Consider the following 19,191-nt stretch of genomic DNA (forward strand, 5'->3'; position numbering starts at 1 on the left):
TAAAGATTGGGTGGCGACTCTACCAGCCACACCTCGGCACACACATCCCTGACTACGGCTGCTCCCTTCCGGGCCTGACCGGGTTCACCAGTTAGCGTTGCGAGGGGACCCGCAGAGTCACCATAAACGCTTTGTTCAAAGCGGGCTGCATTATGAACCAGTTGCCCGGCTGAAACAACCCACAGTTTACCTTTTGCTTACTTTTTCTGCAGCTTTGCAGCAATTGCCTGACGAGCTTCATCTGAGCTTAACGCTTTTGCAAAAAACGTCGCTTCACGACTGATGCGATCAGCTACTGACTCCGTCGGCTGCTTTAATAAATGCTTGGAAATTCGTAATGACTTGCTGGATTGCTTACGCAGTTTATCCAGAGTTTCTTCAACCACAACAGGCAGCCGCTCAAGCGAAACCACATGGTTAACAAACCCGGCTTGCTGAGCCGACTGCGCGTCAAAACTTTCGCCGAGCAACAACAATTCTGCCGCTTTTTGGTAACCACAAATTTGCGGTAACAACAAACTTGAGGCAGCTTCAGGCAATAACCCTAGCTGCACAAATGGCAACGCAAATACTGCGTCGTCACTGCTGTAAACAATATCGCAATGCAGTAAGAGCGTTGTTCCTATGCCTATAGCTAATCCATTTACTGCGGCAACTATAGGTACCTCGGCACGGGCCAGAGTATGCAAAAACTGAAACGCTGGAGCCGATTCATCTAAGTTTTCAGTTGATAAAAAGTCATTTAAATCGTTACCGGCAGAAAAACTGTCACCGCTGGACTCAAAAAGTACTGCATGAACCGAGCTGTCGTTGTCTGCCGCTTTCAACGCTTCATTACATGTTGTGTACATGTCCTGAGTGAAGGCATTCTTCTTTGCTGGTCGGTTCAGACGTATGCGAACAACACCGTTATCTTGCGAAACTTGTACGAGCTCTTCAGTACTCAAAATCTGTCTCCCGTCAATTATTACTGACCGCGATTTTTCCAGGCCTTTTTAGTCGCTTCGTGCATGGGAACAATAAGCTCCAATGCGCTTTTATCTCCGGCCGGTAGCTCCATTTGATTAGGACGTTTGGGCGTGACTCTCTGCCCCCATTTAATCAATCCGGCACCGCAAGTGAGTCCACCACCAAACACGGCTGACATAATGCTGTCACCAGGCTTGATAATACCGTTGTCAGCAGCTTCAGCAAAGGCAATAGGTAGTGTCGCTGAGGATGTATTTCCGTAATTCTGAATATTAATAACGGTTTTCTCGCTCGGCACTTTGCACATTTTACCTAAGAAATCGATTAACCGTTTATTCGCCTGATGCGGAATAAGGGCGTCGATATCGTCGGTGGTCATGCCGGTTTCCTGAAAAACCTTGTCGACAGCCGCACTCATGCCTTTCACTGCACGTTTAAATATTTCCTGGCCAACAAAATCAAATTGCATAATGCCGTCAAAGTTAAAGCGGTCAAAGCTAGAGCCAAAATCGAGGCTTAACACGTCGCGGGCATCTGCGTCACAACTGATGTGGCTAGCTAGCAAACCAACTTCTTCATCTGAGGCTTCAAGTACCATAGCGCCCGCGCCATCGCCAAATAAAACGGCGCTTTCGCGCTTGGTCCAGTCCAGAATGCGGGTTAAACGTTCAGCACCTATGAGTAAGACCTTTTTATGTGCGCCGGTTTTTATGCCTTGAGTCGCAACATGCATCGCGTATAAAAAACTGCTGCAAGCTGCGTTTAGATCAAAGGCTGCAGCATGTTTTGAACCGATATTTTGCTGTACTTTAGAAGCGACATTGGGGATAAGTTCATCTGCAGTACAAGTACCGACAATGATGAGGTCCAGTTCATTGGGATCTAAATCGGCAGCGGCCAGAGCATTACGCGCAGCAACCGTCGCCAACTCAGACGTACCAACATGGCTTACTCGACGTTCGGAAATACCCGTTCGTGAAACAATCCACTCGTCGGAGGTTTCCAGGAAAGTGGCAAGATCATCATTGGTCATTACAGCCGGTGGCAGACATTTTCCCCAACCGGTAATTTCAGCAAATTTAGTCACGGCAAAACCTTTTACTTCTGTCGGCTAGTATCGTCATAATGGTAAGGTATTTTATGACAATACGGTTTCACCGTATGATAGCACGAATCGACGTCAGGTGAATGACCGCCATAAAAAAGGATAACTCCTATGTTCCGAACACTATTTGCCGCCAGTTTTTTGCTTATTATCAGTGCTTGCCAGAGCCAGCCTGACCCATTAATTATTAGCGCTGACACTGTTGTTGATAAACTAAACACCAAGGTAAACCAATTAAAAGTCACGGATAAACGCTCTTATTCTTATTTATACCGTCATAAAAAAGAACAGGACAAAGCAGCATTCGCGCCCACTCTAAGGCCCTTAACCTTAGTTGTTGAAGAGGCTTTACAGCCTGTTACAGGGGCTTATGATGAAAACGGTCTGACATGGTACGTCACCATCGAAAAAGCACTAATTGACGCAACTCTTCATACCGTAAAATACGAACTCGAGCATAGTATTACCATTCGTGTTGAGGCCACCCGGGGAAATCGTCGCTATAGCAACTTTTATTCTGGAACCTATAACTCCACAGGTGGTCTGAAACCAGCCCAGGCAACTTTAGAACGTCAATTCAAACAATTACTGAATTCGGTGCTTACGGAAATCGCTAATGATCCTAAGCTGCGTATGCGTGAACAAGAGGACTTTTAGTCATGACTTTCCTTAAATATTTTATTGGCCTCACCGCAGCTATTTTTATCAGCGTCAGTCATGCTGAAATTCAGCCAGATAACCCCTTCCCGCGGGTAAAAATGATAACTTCTATGGGTAACATCACTGTAGAGCTCAATCGCGATGCAGCTCCGTTAACCGTTAAGAACTTTTTCCGTTATGTGAAAAAAGTACAATACAACGGTACGATATTTCATCGTTTAGTTCCCGGCTTTGTTATCCAGGGCGGCGGCTATGACGAAGATTTTCAGGACAAACCCTCATTTGAAAAAATTGCGAATGAATCCGGTAACGGCTTGAAGAACGAATATGGCACAATTGCTATGGCTCGCGAACGTGAACCTCACTCAGGTACCCGCCAGTTTTTCTTTAACTTAAATGACAATACTTCACTTAATCCAGACAATGGTGACTGGGGCTACGCTGTATTTGGTCGTATCGTTGAAGGCTTAGATGTCCTTGAAGCCATGGCTAAACTTGAATCACAGGCCTATAGCGATGAAATTGGCTGGTCTGATGTACCTGTCGACCCGCCTATTCTGAAACGTATAGAGGTTGTACCTCAAAACTAATGGCTTTAACAAAACCGACTTTCTGGCAAGATTTGAAAGTCTACAAACAGCCTCGCGTATTAGTTATTTTTGTTCTGGGCCTAGCCAGTGGTTTTCCGTGGGTGATGATTGGCTCTGCACTTTCAGCGTGGCTGCAGGAGGTTGGACTAACCCGCTCAGTCATTGGCTATTTCGGTGCGGTTTTTGGCGCCTACTCTATAAATTTTTTATGGGCGCCTATTATCGACAACCTAAAAATCCCGATACTCACTCGCTGGCTGGGTCAACGAAGAAGCTGGATTTTTTTCTGCCAGATGCTCATTGCCGGAGGTTGTTTCGCATTAGCGAGTCTGGATATTATCGACCACCTTCATCTCGTCGGGCTAATTGCACTTGGCATTGCTGTCAGTTCAGCGACTCAGGATATAGCCATTGACGCCTACCGAATTGAATCTTTTGCGGAAAACGAAGGCCGACTGCAAAGCGCCGGTGCAGCAATGACAACCGCCGGATGGTGGACCGGCTACAGTGGTTTAGGTGCCCTGCCGTTCTTTTTTGTCGATGGTATAACCTGGCAATGGCAACACGCTTATTTCGGACTGGGCTGCATCATGTTAGTCCTTGCAGCTGTCGTACTTGTTGTGCGCCGCACCACTTATCATCAAGAGCCCACGGTAAAGACGAAATTGACCCACTTTTGGCCTGCAATGAAAGAAAGAGTCAATCTTGTTGTTATTCAGCCCATTGGTGAGTTTTTTTCCCGCAACGGCGTCAAGCTGGCGTTTTCAATTCTGGCCTTTATCTTTTTGTTTAAAATTGGCGAAGCTTTTCTGGGACGAATGTCGATTGTTTTCTATAAAGAAGTTGGCTTTACTAATGCCGAAATCGGCACCTATTCAAAATTGGTTACCTGGTGGGTAACTATTGTTTTTGCGCTACTAGGCAGTGCCGTCAACTTACGACTGGGCATAATTAAAGGCCTGCTCATAGGCGGCGTAGCCATGGCCTCCTCTAACCTGATGTTCTCGTGGATTGCTCTGGTAGGCCCGGATACAGACCTATTTCTAAGCGCGGTTTTAATTGATGGCTTTACCAGCGCCTGGTCCACCGTGGCTTTTGTTGCCTTTATCAGTTTACTTTGTAACCGAACCTTTACCGCAACCCAGTATGCGCTTATGGCATCGTTGGGAGCTTTAGGAAAAACCGTACTGTCGTCCTCCAGCGGACAAATTGTCGATTATATGGATGGCAACTGGGCTTTATTCTTTGTTTTAACTGCTTTAATGGTTATTCCCAGTCTTATCTTCCTCTGGTTTATTCGTAAACCCATAGCCGAGCTGGAGCGAAAACGTGACGAAGGCTAACCTAAATTGGGTCGTGCTTGGCCCCGGAGCCATTGGTGGGCTTATTGCCGGCGCTCTGCTGGAACATGGGCAGTCTGTATCGGTTTTACCGCGTAAGAACCGAACTCGAGAAATAAACTGGCAAGTCACTCATAAGCAGTTTAAAGCTGACTACAGTGCTCCTGTTATTACACAACCTCTGGCCGAGAATACGGTGTTCGTTATTGCGGTTAAAGCCTTTGATGTGATTCAAGCCTTGCAACGCATAACGACATTGCGCGGATTTAATAAAGCCATGCCCATAATAATAAGTCACAACGGCATGGTGGAACTTCCGGAAGCGTTAAAAGAGCTTAATTTATACCCATTGGTGACAACTCACGGTGCGGTACGAAGCAGGAATGAAAATGCCGACCTTTGTATTGAACACAGGGGGGCAGGCCGAAGCTGGCTGGAAGTCGACCCTGCAGTCCGGAATCAGCCGACGGACTTTGACCCAGGCCTGGTCCTGCAACAGGCTTTTCCTCCGCTTACTCTGGAACAAGATCTAAGTCAGAGGCGCTGGTTAAAGTTCGTTATTAATTGCGTTATTAATCCGCTGACTGCAGTTCATCAGTGCGCTAATGGCGAATTGCTGAAGGAAAGCTGGCAGGCGCAAGTATACAGCCTCGTAGCAGAAGCCGTAGCTGTAGCGAACAGTCAAAATGCGTCTTTGACAACTGAGGAATGCTATAAAGAGGTGCTTTTAGTAGCAAAGGAGACGGCCTTAAACCACTCTTCCATGCTGCAGGATATTCAACAACAACGGCGTACCGAGATACAGCAGTTAACCGGTTATTTAATTAACGCTGGTAAGACGGCGGGTGTTGCCACACCGACTCACCAGCAACTACTCAATGAGTTCCAACAACGTTATAGCGGCTAGTCTTTATCTTCAATAAAGTCGACCACTTCCAGGCCAAAGCCTGACAGTGCAGAGTAACGTTTTGGCGAGCTCATTAAGTGCATTTTATGAATGTTCAGGTCTGCCAGAATCTGTGAGCCTAAACCGACGTTCCGGGACGCATTTGACGCCGATGTTGTTGGTTTTTGCTCTCCTTTATCCTGCGCTTCAAATTCACACACCTGAGCAATGATGCTTTCAGGGGTTTGCTGACGACCAATAATAACCAGCACACCATCGTGCTCAGCAATATAGGACATAGCTTTCTGAATTGGCCAGCTGCGTTTTGCTGCGCGCTCGGTTAAAAAGGTATCGTGGAAGGTGTCCTGCAAATGAACTCGTACGTTAGTCACTTTATCTTGCGAGAGGTCACCGTGAACAAGAGCATAATGTACCTGTTCATCAATAGTGTCCTGATAAGTGATTAACCGGAACTTGCCAAATGCCGTAGGCAAATTACATTCAGCCACCCGCTCTATGGTTTTTTCCTGTATCGAGCGATATTCGATTAAATCGGCAATGGTGCCGACTTTAATACCATGCTCTTCAGAAAAAGCTTCAAGATCAGCGCGGCGCGCCATGGTGCCATCTTCGTTCAGCACTTCAACGATAACCGCCGCAGGTTCAAACCCGGCTAAACGCGCAAGATCACAACCCGCTTCGGTGTGTCCCGCACGGTTCAACACCCCGCCCGACTTAGCCTTTAACGGGAAAATATGTCCCGGCATGACTAAATCTTCGGGCTTGGCGTCTTTTTTCACAGCATCCAGCACCGTTTTCGCTCTGTCCGCCGCGGAAATACCTGTGGTTACCCCCTCAGCGGCCTCAATCGAAACAGTAAAGCTTGTTGCGTATGGGGCGTTGTTCTTATCTACCATTAACGGCAAATTCAGTTGCTCACAGCGTTCTTCCGTTAACGTCAGACAAATCAGTCCGCGACCATAACGCGCCATAAAATTGATAGTTTCCGGCGTCACACACTCGGCTGCAATAATGATATCACCTTCGTTTTCGCGATCTTCGTCATCCATAAGGATAACCATTTTACCCTGACGAATATCTTCGATAATCTCTTCTGTGCTATGCAGTGACATAACGCTTTACCTTTTAATCTTGTGTATGAGGTACTGCTACCAAGCGTTGATCAGGGCCTACCTGCCGACGATCAATAATTTTAAACCTTGGTGCTGAAGCTAAATTCAACGGCTCGTTCATGTCGATAACCGAACGTCCATGATGGCCCAATAACTGACCCGAACTGTAAATCATCAATCTGTCGCATAATTGCTGCTGAATAAGAGCGCCCGCCAAATTCGCCCCACACTCAGTCCATAACTGGTTAATTTCGCGGTTAGCCAATTCAACCATAAGCGCCGGCAGACTCACTTTACCGTTAGGGTCTGCGGCAATAATTAATTCATGACAATGTGGATGCCAACTGGGTTTACCAGGAGTTGTTCGCACTAACCACACCGGCGCCGGAGAGTCAAAAACTCTGGCCTCATCATTCACCCTGTGCTGACTGTCAATAATAATACGTACCGGCTGTTTTAAAGGCTCAGGCAGCGGTCTTGATTTTGGCCACTGGTCAACACGCACTGTCAATTTAGGATCGTCAGCCAGAATCGTTGCAGCACCACTCAGTATGGCATCGGCCTGTGCCCGAAAAAACTGCACGTCACTGCGGGCGGCAGAGGACGTTATCCATTGACTGCGGCCATCTGACAACGCCGTTTTTGCGTCTAGCGAGGTTGCCATTTTTAGGGTTACCCACGGGCGTTGCCGTGTCATTCGGGAAATAAACCCCGGATTCAGACTCTCTGCAGCCGATTGCAGTACACCGACGTCCACAGAAATACCAGCAGCTTTTAGACGCTGAATACCATTACCGCTAACCCGTGGGTTTGGATCCTGCATTGCAACCACAACACGTTTTACTCCGGCCTCAATTAACGCATCGCAACAAGGAGGCGTACGGCCTATATGACTGCATGGCTCCAACGTGACGTAGGCCGTTGCGCCCCTGGCTTTTTGCCCGGCCGAGCGCAAAGCATGTACTTCAGCGTGAGGCTCGCCAGCCTGATGGTGCCAGCCTTCGCCGACAACCTTATTATCAGAAGTAATTACGCAACCCACCGCAGGGTTTGGCCGGGTCGTCATCAGCCCACGCCGTGCCAGCATTAACGCACGGTGCATCATTTGATGGTCAAAGTACTGCGGGTTTAACTCAGTCATTAAGGCGCGCTATTTCTTCACCAAATTCGCGAATGTCCTCAAACGAGCGATAAACAGAAGCAAAACGAACGTAAGCAACCTTGTCTATCTGCTTGAGATTTTCCATTACCAGACTGCCGACGAAGTTACTGCTTATTTCACGCTCACCGGTTGCCCGGATACTGGATTTAATCTTGTTAATAGCCTGCTCCATCAACTCGAGACTCACAGGCCGCTTTTCCAGCGCTCTCAGCAATCCATTTCGGAGTTTATCTTCGTTAAATGGTTCGCGGGAACCATCAGTTTTGATAACCCGCGGCATGACCAGCTCAGCGGTCTCAAAGGTTGTAAAGCGTTCCTTGCAATGATTACATTCACGCCGGCGACGAACCGAGGCACCATCCGCAACCAATCGCGAATCGATAACCTTAGTATCCTGTGTGCCGCAAAATGGACAATGCATTGCCTGACTCCTTTATGTGCGCTCTACAACTGATCGCAATTAACCGTAAACCGGAAACTTAGCGCATAACGCTTTTACTTGCTCGCGAACTTCATTAATTTTGCTTTCGTCAGCAATGTCATCCAGCACGTCGCAAATCCAGTTGGCGACCTGCTCAGCCTCAGCTTCTTTAAAGCCGCGGCGAGTAATTGCCGGCGTGCCTAAACGCAGACCTGAAGTGACAAAAGGTGAGCGCGGGTCATTAGGAACCGCATTTTTGTTTACGGTAATGAACGCGTTACCTAAAGCCGCATCAGCGTCTTTGCCAGTAATATCTTTGTCGATAAGGTCGACCAGGAATAAATGATTCTGAGTGCCGTTCGACACAATTTTGTAACCGCGCGCCTGCATGGTTTTTACCATGGCATTGGCGTTCACTAACACCTGCTTTTGGTAGTCTTTAAATTCTGGCTGCAGCGCCTCCTGAAAAGCCACCGCTTTACCCGCGATTACGTGACACAGCGGCCCACCCTGATTACCCGGGAATACCGCACTATTTAACTTCTTGTGTAACTTTTCATCATCGCTGCCGGAAATAATCAAACCGCCACGAGGACCCGCCAGAGTTTTGTGCGTAGTGGTAGTGACAACATGAGCATAAGGTACAGGATTCGGATAAACGCCGGCAGCAACCAGACCCGCTACGTGCGCCATATCAACCATTAAATAAGCATCAACTTTATCGGCAATTTCACGGAATTTTGCCCAGTCAACAATGCCTGAGTACGCAGAGAAACCTGCGACGATAACTTTCGGTTTATGTTCCAGCGCCAGCTTTTCAACTTCGGCATAGTCAATTTCACCGGTGGATTCATCCAGACCGTATGAAACCGCATTGTAAAGTTTGCCCGAAAAGTTCACACCAGAGCCGTGTGTTAAGTGACCGCCGTGAGCCAGGCTCATACCAAGAAAGGTATCGCCGGCTTCCATCATTGCCATAAAGGCAGCGGTGTTGGCTTGAGAACCGGAATGCGGTTGTACGTTTGCGTACTTGGCGCCGAACAATTCTTTTGCCCGCTCAATAGCCAAGTCTTCTACTTTATCAACAAACTCACAGCCGCCGTAGTAACGCTTGTGCGGATAGCCTTCTGCGTATTTGTTGGTCAGTTGTGACCCCTGAGCCTGCATTACCCGCGGACTGGTGTAGTTTTCCGATGCTATCAACTCAATGTGTTGTTCCTGACGTTCAACTTCACCCTGCATCGCCTGCCATAAGTCCGCGTCAAAGTCGGCAATGTTCATCTCAGATTTCAGCATTACAGCTCTCCAAATCATTAAATGGTCTTAATTTGCCCGCTATTTTACCTTAAAACACAAATGAGTGCCTAGTTCAGCACAACAAAGTTTGGGGATGTCCGTAAATAACAGTAAACTATGCAGTAACTTTTTTGTTGATAAGAAGGATTTTACGTCGCTATGGCGCAATATATCTATTCAATGTCGCGGGTGAGCAAAGTTGTTCCCCCCAAGAAAACGATTTTAAAAGACATTTCTCTGTCGTTTTATCCCGGCGCCAAAATTGGTGTTTTAGGCGTTAACGGTGCTGGTAAGTCGACCTTACTGCGCATTATGGCGGGTGTTGATAATGAATACGAAGGCGAAGCCCGTCCGTTAGCAGGTATCCAAATCGGTTACCTACCTCAGGAACCTCAGTTAGATGAAAATAAAACGGTGAAAGAAACCGTTGAAGAGGCTGTGGCCGACGTAAAAGAGGCTTTCGCTAAGCTTGACGAAATTTATGCCGCTTATGCCGACGAAAATGCAGACTTTGACGCCTTAGCAAAAGAGCAAGGTGAGCTTGAAGCCTTGTTGCAGGCAAAAGACGGGCATAATATTGACAACATTCTTGAACGTGCTGCAGACGCGCTGCGCCTGCCAGAATGGGATGCAAAAATCGGTAACTTGTCAGGTGGTGAAAGACGCCGTGTGGCCATTTGCCGCCTGTTGCTGTCGAAGCCTGACATGCTGTTACTAGATGAGCCCACCAACCACCTGGATGCGGAATCGGTGGCCTGGCTTGAACGCTTCCTGCACGACTACAATGGTACTGTGGTTGCGATTACCCACGACCGCTATTTCCTTGATAACGTTGCGGGCTGGATCCTTGAACTGGACCGTGGTTACGGCATTCCGTGGGAAGGCAACTACTCCTCCTGGCTGGAGCAAAAAGAGAAACGTCTGGAGCAGGAAGAGCGTTCTGAAAAAGCACGCCAGCGCACCATTAAGCAAGAGCTGGAGTGGGTACGTACTAACCCGAAAGGCCGTCAGGCGAAAAGCAAAGCTCGTCTTAACCGCTTTGAAGAACTACAAAGTGGCGATTACCAAAAACGTAACGAAACCAACGAACTGTTTATTCCACCGGGCCCTCGCTTAGGCGACAAAGTTATTGAGGTTAACGCTATAAGCAAGGCTTACGGCAAGCGCCAGTTAATTGATAACTTAAGCTTTAGCGTCCCCAAAGGCGCTATCGTTGGTATTATTGGTCCAAACGGTGCCGGTAAATCTACTTTATTCCGCATGATTAGCGGGCAGGAACAACCTGACAGTGGTTCAGTTGAATTGGGCGAAACCGTGCAGTTAGCCAGTGTTGATCAGTTCCGCGACAACATGGATGACAGCAAAACCGTCTTTGAAGAAATTACTGACGGCAACGACATTCTGAAAATTGGTAACTTTGAAGTTAACGGACGGGCTTATGTTGGTCGCTTTAACTTCCGTGGTACCGACCAGCAAAAACGTATTGGCGAGCTGTCTGGTGGTGAGCGTAACCGTGTGCATTTAGCCAAGCTGCTAAAAGCCGGTGGCAACACCTTGTTACTCGATGAGCCCACCAACGATTTAGACGTGGAAACCCTGCGGGCACTGGAAGAAGCGATTCTGGAATTCCCGGGCTCTGTGATGGTTATTTCGCACGACCGTTGGTTCCTTGACCGTATTGCTACTCACATTCTGGACTACCGCGACGAAGGTGAAGTGGTATTCTACGAAGGTAACTACAGCGATTACGAAGCTTATATGAAAGAAAAATTCGGTGAACAGGCTATGGAGCCGCACCGCATTAAATACAAACCTATTGGTTAATAGGCTGAATAGCAAAAGGGGAGCTTTATCGCTCCCCTTTTTTATTTCCGAATTACATGACATCCAGCGCTTGCTGAAGGTTTTTCACCCCAATAACTTCCATACCCTTGGGTGAGGTTTTGGGCGTATTACCAATAGGTACAATAGCTTTTTTAAAACCATGCTTAGCCGCTTCGTTTAAACGCTCCAGACCATTAGGTACCGGGCGTATTTCACCGGCCAACCCGACTTCTCCAAACACGATTAACTCACGTGCTAAGGGTTCTCCTTTAAAGCTGGAGACAATAGCAAGCAACAACGCTAAATCTGCCGACGTTTCGGATACCTTAACCCCGCCAACAACGTTCACAAAAACGTCCTGATCCGAAACCTGTAAACCGCCATGCCGATGCAGAACCGCCAGCAACAGCGCAAGCCGTGTAGCTTCAAGCCCCACCGCAACGCGCCGAGGATTCGCAAGAGCCGAGTAATCGACCAAGGCCTGAATTTCAACCAGCAAGGGTCGGGTACCTTCCCATATCACCATCACCACAGAGCCATTGCCCTGATCTTCGGCGCGCTGCAGAAAGATAGCCGATGGATTCGAGACCTCTTTCAGTCCGCCACCTGTCATCGCAAATACACCGAGTTCATTTACCGCACCAAAACGGTTCTTGGTGCCACGCAGGGTGCGATAACGGGAATCTGATGAGCCATCCAGAAGTACAGAGCAGTCAATGCAATGTTCCAGCACTTTTGGCCCGGCCAGATGCCCTTCTTTGGTGACGTGTCCGACCATAATAATGGCGACATTTTTTTGTTTGGCGTAACGCGTTAAAAACGCGGCTGATTCACGCACCTGAGAGACACTGCCCGGTGCCGACTGAATATCCGCCATATGCATCACCTGAATGGAATCAATGACCATAATGGCGGGTTTTTCTTTATCAGCAAGCTGACAAATGCTTTCCACTGAGGTTTCAGACAGCATACGCAGCTTATTCGTCGGCAGGTTAAGCCGCTGAGCCCGCATTGCCACCTGCTGCAGAGATTCCTCGCCGGTAACGTATAATGCCGGCATACGTTCTGCCAATTTGCATAAGGCCTGAAGTAATAAGGTACTTTTCCCCGCCCCCGGTGAACCGCCGATGAGTATGGCCGATCCGGGCACAACTCCGCCGCCTAAAACGCGGTCAAACTCCTGAAAGCCCGAGCTAAAACGCGGAACTTCCTGTAAGTCTACCTCGTTCAGGGTTTGCACCCGGCCTTCGGTAATACCGCTGAAACCCCGCCGTTCCGATGAAGTAGGGGTTGTTTTTGATGTTAAACGAATTTCAGTTAGCGTGTTCCAGGCCTTGCATTCCGGGCATTGCCCAAGCCAGCGCGGGAAGTCGGCGCCACAGTCATTACACACATACGCACTTTTTGCTTTTGCCATTCGTCTGCTTCTCGTTTTATGATGAGGTATTATTCAAGAATAACTATAAAAAATATTAGACTTCGATGCCGAACCATTATTTTGACCAACTTATCGATCAGTTAAAACCCGTCGTTTACGATACTGACTTTGACACCTTATTTCAGTCGTTAACTGAAAACGAAGATGGTCCCACAAAGTTCAAGCTTAAAATGGAGCTTAGACGTTTAGCTGCTCCCTGTCATCGCACTGTTGATTTGCGTAATCAGGTCGATGGCGAGTGCCGTCCTTACGAATACAATGGGCGCAGGCATCAGCTTGACGATGTTGCTATTGAAATTTTTGAGCAGGGTCTGGAAACCTATAAAGGCGTTTTCACCCAGGATACTTTTGAACAAATACTGGATGCAGACAATCATTTACGCCAGGCTCGCGAAGAAGAAAGAGCCTTCGCACAAAGTTTAGCGAACCACAACGCCGAGCCCTTAAGTGGCCAGTCACCATTTTTAAACAACGACAACGAGGCTGAATCTTACCTTTTAGAGACATTCCACTTTGGCCAGTACCCTTACCGCGCCGAAGAACGAATGAATTTTACCATCGAAGTCGGGCTTGAAGACAGTAAAGGAAAAAATTATCAGGCGTTAACGGCTGATATTTCCATTACAGGTATGCGCGTGCGTGTTAACGACGAACATAATCTGCAATACGGCGATTCACTTTCGCTTTATTTTACCGGGTTGGCTAAAGAGTTCACGGTAAACCCCGAAACCCGAATTCCCTATCACGTTGTCGGAGTTCAGGAAGTAGACGGCAAACATTACTTAAGTTTGAATCGAGATCCGGATTATCAGTCAGCCGAACTGGATAAGTTTTTTCATCGATTCATTAATGGTTATAAGAAACGCTACCGCGTCAATGTCGACAATACTTACAACACAATACTCAATAAAGGACACGAGCAATTCCTGTTGCCCAGAATGCAGCAGTTACCGGTGTTCTTTTCGGAGGCAAACAAACAACTGGTAGCCGATTACGTATTAACCACCGACAACAACCGCTTTATTTTAAGTAACTGGATTAATGAACTGAATCAAATCAGTTTCGGCTCTATTTTTAACCTACGCCGCAGCCGCTGGTTACTGCAGGACTTAGCTCAAAAAGAGCATGCTCGTTTACTGGTTATGACCTTTTCTATTACCGCACGTGGAAAAATATACAACTACTCAGCCACCGCAGAAGAACTTCAAAAAACCGGGTTATGGGACACTTATATTGCCTTCGGCAGTAAAAAAGCCTCCTGGCGAGTTTATCAAATCGATTTACGTCGGGTAGATTTGAATCAGGCATGGCAACCTCAGAGCGTACCGAAAAACATTAATGTTCCGTTTCGCATCAACCCACCTACAGCACAAGTTAAAAGAGCGATAGCACCTTTGCGATATATGGGAGTGGTCAACGATATAACGGAAAGTTTGCAGGGCTTTTTCAATACCGGTATCGAAAAAGAGCAGTTATCATCATTAAAAGCTTTCGCACACCCACCGTCCACACCTATTCGGACAAAAGAAGCACGCCTTGAATTTATTAACTTACGCAGTGAAAAACGCTTCAGCTACCGCAGCCGCTGCCGGGTTAAAGTTGGCAAGCTGGTTCGTGACGGCATGATCATTGACCTTTCTGTCAGCGGTCTGCAAGTACAAATTGATACACCACTACCGGCAGAAAAAGGTGACAACGTCGACATTTCGCTGACCGGCTTCAAGAAGCTGTATAAAAAAGCCAAGTTAGACCATTTAGCTTACACCATAGCTTCTATTGACGACGCCCGCACCACCTTGCGTTTGAAAATTGAAGGTGACCACGAACAACACATGGGCTCGGAATTCATACGCTTTTTAATTCGTGAACAGCGTGACCTGCTTAAGCTGCAAGTGGAAAACACCTCAATAAATGGGCTGGAACTTTGTCTGCGTAATTTGTACTGCGACGCTCCAGGCTCATTACCGGTTTTCCTGTACAGAAACAAAAAACGTAAAACCTCTGTGCGCCGGGCCGGTCTCTCTAACTGGCCATCCGGATGGACTAAATTATTAGCTAAATTTCCCGGCAGTCAGCCAAGTGCAATTAATTTACAACCGCTGCTGAGAGGCTCTTCGTTAACAGAAGAACTTCTACCCAGGTTAAATGAGATGGACCGTACGTCGGAACCTGTCACTTTATTACTGTTACTACGGTTATATCGTCAAAATGGCGAGGACATTGTTCAGACCCAATGGCTGGAGGGTAATGACAACCAGGCCATTGAATCATTTATTGAGCAAAGTATTCCCAATTCTATCTTTCGGGCTGTCACTGTCACGCTCTCCAGAACAGGACGCCCTGATACTCAATTTATTCAGGCCGAACTGAATTACATTAGCCGCTATGCCGCTTACCGGGCGCAGGAAATAGAAGAAGACTTATGGCAGGTATACGCCATTGCAGACACAGTTGATGTGACCGAAAGCTTACTGGAGTTTGCCTTATCGGGCTCCGATGCCATTAAGGAACAACAGGAGCGCTTAAATAACTGGCTCAATAAGTTCTGACTGTTTAAGGCAGCCTAGTATCTCGAGTAAGTTATTGGAATTGACAGAATAATCCGCAATAGCCTGTAATGCCGGTTTTGCATTAAAGGCTATACCAACAGCGGCGGCTTTAAGCATTACGGCGTCGTTAGCGCCGTCTCCTACCGCTACAGTTCGGTCAGACGGAATATTCCAGTGCCCGGCCAGTTGCTGAAGCTGTTCAGCTTTAACTTTAGCGTCAACAATGTCACCTAATACCTTCCCGGTCAGACAGCCATCGGCTACTTCCAACTGGTTAGCGATAACCGCATCCAGATTCAGAGCCGCCTGAACCCGGTTTGCAAACCAGGTGAAACCACCGGAAACCAGTGCAGTTTTCCAGCCCGCGGCTTGCAGCGCCTGAATAAGTTCTTTAGCGCCGGGGTTAAATGGAATAGGTGAAAATAAACTTTCCAGAGCAGACTCTTTAATGCCTTCAAGGCAGGCCACACGCTGGGTTAAGCTCTCTGCGAAATCAATTTCTCCCCTCATAGCGGCTTCCGTTATGGCCGAGACTTTAGTATAACGGTTGTTTAATCGTGCAATTTCGTCGATACACTCAATATGAATTAAGGTAGAATCCATGTCGAAAACAATTAAACCAGAACTGTGTTTCATTTAACGGGAAACTCCTGAGCTGAACTCATGCGACTAACAGAATCCAGGCAATGGCAAAGAGTAAAAAGTACTTTGCTTAACAACAAAACCAAAGCCATTATTCGTATTATGACGAAACGTGCTCTGCGCTTAGCCGCTGCCGGTGGATTACTGCTAATCATTATTAATGTCTGGAATATTGCCAGTGTCCAGTCGCAACAGCAAATTTTCTCGCAAACTCAGTCGGTAACTCGGCTTATGATGGATCAGGCCGAGCACGAAGCACATTATTGGCTTGAACATCAAAATACCGAGCGCTTAACGGCTCTGACCGACAATATCGCCAGCCACCCCGAAATTATGGCGGCAACTATTCGTAACCGCTTTGGTGAACTGCTCGTGCACAGTGGTGTTAATTCATCCATTATTGACTGGCCCACTAGCGAAGACACTTCTGAGCCATGGGTACTGGTTGAAGAAATTAACCTGGAAGACAATGTGAGTGGTTATTTACAGGTCATTTTCGATAAAGATTTATTATTGAAGCAAAGCCAGACCGCCCATAACGGCCTGATGCAACAAGGTAAACTGTTACTTCTTCTGGCGATGCTGGCCGGTGTGTTTATTATGCTTGGCTTTAACCGGATACGTGATCGTTACTGGCAGGTTGAGCATCATTAAACAGCTCACAACTGTTCTTCCATAAAGCTTCGCTAAGTGAGTCTTTATCAACCTCTCTCAACTCGGCTAAAACGCCCAGAACCTTTGCAATCCTTGCCGGTTCATTACGTTCTCCCTGATGTCCGCAAATAGGCATATCCGGTGAATCCGTCTCAAGCACCAAAGCCGATAGCGGTACTTTGGCTATTGCCTGTCGTGTTTTTTGTGCACGAGTGTAAGTAATTACTCCGCCAACACCCAGCTTATAACCACAATCAACAAACTTCATAGCCTGCTCATAGCTGCCGCTAAAAGCGTGTATAACGCCTTGCTCAGGGCCATATTGTTTGACTAAAGGATGAGTTGTCTCCAGAGTTTTACGATGATGTATAATGACAGGCAGGCGATAGCTCGTCGCTAATTTCAGCTGTTCAATAAAGAGCTCGCGCTGCAGTTCGGAATTATCGCAGGTAGCATCCAGCCCCACCTCGCCCACTGCCCGTAACCGCTCATGCGGAGTATCTAAGGCTTGCTCAAGCTCTTGCAGGTGGTTCAGATTATGTTGTTGAATAAACCAGGGATGCAAGCCTAAAGCAAAGCGCCAGCTTGAAAACTGATTAACTAACTGCTGCAGCCGGGGCCATTGCTCAGCACTAACACCCGGCACCAAAAAGCGCTCAACTCCGGCTTCGGCGGCCGCTTCTAAAACTTGCTCCCGGTCCTCATCAAATGCCTGAAAATCAATATGGCAATGAGTGTCGTAAAGCATATTCATAAGCTTTAGTGTTCGCGTGTGTGAGTAAACTCAATATCAGGGTAACGCTCTTCTGCCAGGCTCAAATTCACCATAGTCGGGGCGATGTAAGTCAGATTATCACCACCATCTAATGCCAGATTCGCTTCTGCTTTACGACGAAACTCATCCAGTTTCTTCTCGTCTTTGCTGCTCACCCAGCGCGCTGTCGCGACGTTAATATTTTCGTACATGGCATCGACTTTGTATTCTGTTCTCAGGCGATGAACAACCACATCAAACTGCAGAACCCCAACAGCGCCAACAATCAAATCATTACTGATAAGCGGACGAAACACCTGCACGGCGCCCTCTTCAGATAACTGCACTAAGCCTTTTAATAATTGCTTCTGCTTAAGCGGATCTTTCAAACGGATACGACGGAAAAGCTCAGGCGCAAAGTTCGGAATACCACTAAACTTGAAGTCTTCGCCTGCGGTAAAGGTATCGCCAATCTGGATGGTACCATGGTTATGAAGACCAATGATATCGCCTGGATATGCTTCTTCCACGTGCGAACGGTCGCCGGCTAAAAAGGTTAATGCATCACTGATACGCACGTCTTTCCCTGTACGCACCTGGCGCATTTTCATGCCTTTTTCATATTTGCCCGATACAATTCGCAAAAATGCGACCCTGTCCCGGTGACGCGGATCCATATTCGCCTGAATTTTAAAGATGAAGCCAGAAAAGTCTTTGTTGTCTGCACTAACACTATCTTGCTGATCGGTTTCGCGAGGCTGAGGTCTTGGCGCCCAGTCGACCAGGCCATCCAGCATATGATCCACACCAAAGTTACCTAACGCCGTCCCGAAAAACACCGGGGTCAACTCTCCGGCAAGAAACAATTCTTTATCAAAGGGGTTTGATGCCCCATTCACCAGTTCAATTTGCTCACGTAGCTCATCTGCCCATACGCCTAACTTCTCATCCAACTCAGGGTTATCAAGACCTTTTATAATGGTTTCTTCCTGAATTCGGTGTCCCTGCCCGGTTTTATATAAAATCGTTTCATCTTTAAGAAGGTGATAAACCCCTTTAAAGTTTTTGCCGGAACCAATCGGCCAGGTAATAGGTGCGCACATAATTTTCAAAACATCTTCCACTTCATCCAGCAACTCCAGCGGGTCGCGAATGTCACGGTCAAGTTTGTTCATAAAGGTGATAATAGGCGTGTCACGTAAACGCGTGACTTCCATCAATTTAATGGTTCGGTCTTCGACACCCTTAGCCCCGTCAATAACCATTAAACAGGAGTCGACGGCGGTCAGGGTACGATAAGTATCTTCTGAAAAGTCTTCGTGTCCGGGAGTATCTAATAGATTCACCAGAGCATTATTATAAGGGAACTGCATGACCGAAGTCGTTACAGATATGCCCCGCTCCTGCTCCATTTGCATCCAGTCCGACTTTGCATGCTGACCAGACTTCTTGCCTTTTATCGTTCCCGCTTTTTGGATCTGCTGACCATGCAGCAAGACCTTTTCAGTAATCGTGGTTTTACCGGCATCCGGGTGAGAGATAATGGCAAAGGTACGACGTTTCGCGACTTCATTCTGCAAGCTGGATTCAGACATCAACAAGACTCTTATTGGTTAAATTTAACGATATTGCTTATTTTCGCTGATCTGCTGCCGATACACAAACCATGGATCGTTATAATCTGCGATAGATACGTTACTAACGTCTAAGAGATAGGATTCCGAGTCTGCGCTAGACTACACAATTGATATGAACAACCAGAGTAACC

General features: G+C 47.3%; 17 protein-coding genes and 1 other RNA gene. 7 read left to right on the forward strand and 11 right to left on the reverse strand.

Features of this window, described 5'->3' with window-relative positions:
* Positions 1-17: 17 nt before the first annotated feature.
* The 3 genes from ffs to B2U97_RS06770 form a co-directional block, all read right to left on the reverse strand.
* An RNA gene (gene ffs, locus B2U97_RS06760) (signal recognition particle sRNA small type) lies at positions 18-114 on the reverse strand.
* Positions 115-197: 83 nt separating this feature from the next.
* Positions 198-947: an enoyl-CoA hydratase gene (locus B2U97_RS06765; protein WP_011235095.1), complete on the reverse strand. Its 750-nt coding sequence runs from the start codon at positions 945-947 to the stop codon at positions 198-200.
* 20 nt (positions 948-967) lie between these two features.
* The gene (locus B2U97_RS06770) at positions 968-2,056 is read right to left on the reverse strand and encodes a ketoacyl-ACP synthase III (protein ID WP_011235096.1); all 1,089 of its coding nucleotides are present in this window, start codon (positions 2,054-2,056) and stop codon (positions 968-970) included.
* A gap of 129 nt (positions 2,057-2,185) precedes the next feature.
* Between B2U97_RS06770 and B2U97_RS06775 the strand changes: the two genes are divergently transcribed.
* From B2U97_RS06775 to B2U97_RS06790, 4 genes are read left to right on the forward strand one after another with little or no spacing between them, the layout of a single operon-like run.
* The gene (locus tag B2U97_RS06775) at positions 2,186-2,731 is read left to right on the forward strand and encodes a YajG family lipoprotein (RefSeq protein ID WP_114982009.1); all 546 of its coding nucleotides are present in this window, start codon (positions 2,186-2,188) and stop codon (positions 2,729-2,731) included.
* Positions 2,732-2,733: 2 nt separating this feature from the next.
* Positions 2,734-3,324, forward strand: coding sequence for a peptidylprolyl isomerase (locus tag B2U97_RS06780; RefSeq protein WP_114982010.1), 591 nt, complete (start codon positions 2,734-2,736; stop codon positions 3,322-3,324).
* Positions 3,324-4,667 carry an AmpG family muropeptide MFS transporter gene (locus B2U97_RS06785; protein ID WP_110014251.1) on the forward strand — a complete coding sequence of 448 codons (1,344 nt, stop codon included), beginning with the start codon at positions 3,324-3,326 and terminating at the stop codon, positions 4,665-4,667. The genes B2U97_RS06780 and B2U97_RS06785 overlap by 1 nt, the downstream gene beginning before the upstream one ends.
* On the forward strand, positions 4,654-5,571 hold the full coding sequence (locus tag B2U97_RS06790) for a ketopantoate reductase family protein (RefSeq protein WP_110014250.1): 918 nt from the start codon (positions 4,654-4,656) through the stop codon (positions 5,569-5,571). The genes B2U97_RS06785 and B2U97_RS06790 overlap by 14 nt, the downstream gene beginning before the upstream one ends.
* Here B2U97_RS06790 and ribBA read toward each other — a convergent pair.
* The 4 genes from ribBA to glyA are packed head-to-tail and all read right to left on the reverse strand — an operon-like array spanning position 5,568 to position 9,562.
* Complete coding sequence (gene ribBA / locus B2U97_RS06795; RefSeq protein ID WP_011235101.1) at positions 5,568-6,683, reverse strand: bifunctional 3,4-dihydroxy-2-butanone-4-phosphate synthase/GTP cyclohydrolase II; 1,116 nt, start codon at positions 6,681-6,683, stop codon at positions 5,568-5,570. The two genes, B2U97_RS06790 and ribBA, sit on opposite strands and share 4 nt — an antisense overlap.
* 13 nt (positions 6,684-6,696) lie before the next feature.
* Positions 6,697-7,824, reverse strand: coding sequence for a bifunctional diaminohydroxyphosphoribosylaminopyrimidine deaminase/5-amino-6-(5-phosphoribosylamino)uracil reductase RibD (gene ribD, locus B2U97_RS06800; protein ID WP_114982011.1), 1,128 nt, complete (start codon positions 7,822-7,824; stop codon positions 6,697-6,699).
* Entirely contained in the window at positions 7,817-8,266 is a 450-nt protein-coding gene (nrdR, locus tag B2U97_RS06805) for a transcriptional regulator NrdR (protein WP_011235103.1), read from the reverse strand. Before nrdR ends, ribD begins: the two co-directional genes overlap by 8 nt.
* Positions 8,267-8,305: 39 nt before the next feature.
* On the reverse strand, positions 8,306-9,562 hold the full coding sequence (gene glyA, locus B2U97_RS06810; RefSeq protein ID WP_110014248.1) for a serine hydroxymethyltransferase: 1,257 nt from the start codon (positions 9,560-9,562) through the stop codon (positions 8,306-8,308).
* A gap of 159 nt (positions 9,563-9,721) precedes the next feature.
* On the opposite strand from glyA, the gene ettA reads away from it, so the two are divergent.
* A complete protein-coding gene (ettA, locus tag B2U97_RS06815) occupies positions 9,722-11,386 on the forward strand; it encodes an energy-dependent translational throttle protein EttA (protein ID WP_114982012.1) in 1,665 nt (554 codons plus the stop codon).
* A gap of 52 nt (positions 11,387-11,438) precedes the next feature.
* On the opposite strand, the gene radA is transcribed toward ettA, so the two are convergent.
* A complete protein-coding gene (gene radA / locus B2U97_RS06820) occupies positions 11,439-12,803 on the reverse strand; it encodes a DNA repair protein RadA (RefSeq protein WP_114982013.1) in 1,365 nt (454 codons plus the stop codon).
* A gap of 65 nt (positions 12,804-12,868) precedes the next feature.
* Here radA and B2U97_RS06825 point away from each other — a divergent pair, with 65 nt between their 5' ends.
* Positions 12,869-15,373, forward strand: a complete 2,505-nt coding sequence (locus B2U97_RS06825; RefSeq protein ID WP_272988825.1) for a PilZ domain-containing protein — start codon at positions 12,869-12,871, stop codon at positions 15,371-15,373.
* Here the strand turns inward: B2U97_RS06825 and serB are convergent.
* Positions 15,347-16,009 carry a phosphoserine phosphatase SerB gene (gene serB / locus B2U97_RS06830; protein WP_114982015.1) on the reverse strand — a complete coding sequence of 221 codons (663 nt, stop codon included), beginning with the start codon at positions 16,007-16,009 and terminating at the stop codon, positions 15,347-15,349. The genes B2U97_RS06825 and serB overlap by 27 nt on opposite strands.
* Positions 16,010-16,036: 27 nt before the next feature.
* On the opposite strand from serB, the gene B2U97_RS06835 reads away from it, so the two are divergent.
* The gene (locus B2U97_RS06835; protein WP_227016351.1) at positions 16,037-16,669 is read left to right on the forward strand and encodes a YtjB family periplasmic protein; all 633 of its coding nucleotides are present in this window, start codon (positions 16,037-16,039) and stop codon (positions 16,667-16,669) included.
* Here the strand turns inward: B2U97_RS06835 and B2U97_RS06840 are convergent.
* Both B2U97_RS06840 and prfC read right to left on the reverse strand, forming a co-directional pair.
* Positions 16,626-17,417, reverse strand: a complete 792-nt coding sequence (locus B2U97_RS06840; RefSeq protein WP_227016352.1) for a TatD family hydrolase — start codon at positions 17,415-17,417, stop codon at positions 16,626-16,628. The two genes, B2U97_RS06835 and B2U97_RS06840, sit on opposite strands and share 44 nt — an antisense overlap.
* Positions 17,418-17,428: 11 nt before the next feature.
* The gene (gene prfC, locus B2U97_RS06845; protein ID WP_110014242.1) at positions 17,429-19,018 is read right to left on the reverse strand and encodes a peptide chain release factor 3; all 1,590 of its coding nucleotides are present in this window, start codon (positions 19,016-19,018) and stop codon (positions 17,429-17,431) included.
* Positions 19,019-19,191 lie beyond the last annotated feature (173 nt).

This window comes from Idiomarina sp. UBA3176, from assembly GCF_002364295.1.
GTDB classification, from domain to species: domain Bacteria; phylum Pseudomonadota; class Gammaproteobacteria; order Enterobacterales; family Alteromonadaceae; genus Idiomarina; species Idiomarina loihiensis.

Excerpts from the sequence above, each read along its gene's own strand:
- ribBA (WP_011235101.1), bottom strand. The coding sequence starts at position 6,683 with ATGTCACTGCATAGCACAGAAGAGATTATCGAAGATATTCGTCAGGGT.
- B2U97_RS06825 (WP_272988825.1), top strand. The coding sequence starts at position 12,869 with ATGCCGAACCATTATTTTGACCAACTTATCGATCAGTTAAAACCCGTC.
- radA (WP_114982013.1), bottom strand. The coding sequence starts at position 12,803 with ATGGCAAAAGCAAAAAGTGCGTATGTGTGTAATGACTGTGGCGCCGAC.
- B2U97_RS06840 (WP_227016352.1), bottom strand. The coding sequence starts at position 17,417 with ATGCTTTACGACACTCATTGCCATATTGATTTTCAGGCATTTGATGAG.
- B2U97_RS06785 (WP_110014251.1), top strand. The coding sequence starts at position 3,324 with ATGGCTTTAACAAAACCGACTTTCTGGCAAGATTTGAAAGTCTACAAA.
- B2U97_RS06775 (WP_114982009.1), top strand. The coding sequence starts at position 2,186 with ATGTTCCGAACACTATTTGCCGCCAGTTTTTTGCTTATTATCAGTGCT.
- B2U97_RS06835 (WP_227016351.1), top strand. The coding sequence starts at position 16,037 with ATGCGACTAACAGAATCCAGGCAATGGCAAAGAGTAAAAAGTACTTTG.
- B2U97_RS06780 (WP_114982010.1), top strand. The coding sequence starts at position 2,734 with ATGACTTTCCTTAAATATTTTATTGGCCTCACCGCAGCTATTTTTATC.
- glyA (WP_110014248.1), bottom strand. The coding sequence starts at position 9,562 with ATGCTGAAATCTGAGATGAACATTGCCGACTTTGACGCGGACTTATGG.
- prfC (WP_110014242.1), bottom strand. The coding sequence starts at position 19,018 with ATGTCTGAATCCAGCTTGCAGAATGAAGTCGCGAAACGTCGTACCTTT.
- ribD (WP_114982011.1), bottom strand. The coding sequence starts at position 7,824 with ATGACTGAGTTAAACCCGCAGTACTTTGACCATCAAATGATGCACCGT.
- nrdR (WP_011235103.1), bottom strand. The coding sequence starts at position 8,266 with ATGCATTGTCCATTTTGCGGCACACAGGATACTAAGGTTATCGATTCG.
- ettA (WP_114982012.1), top strand. The coding sequence starts at position 9,722 with ATGGCGCAATATATCTATTCAATGTCGCGGGTGAGCAAAGTTGTTCCC.
- serB (WP_114982015.1), bottom strand. The coding sequence starts at position 16,009 with ATGAAACACAGTTCTGGTTTAATTGTTTTCGACATGGATTCTACCTTA.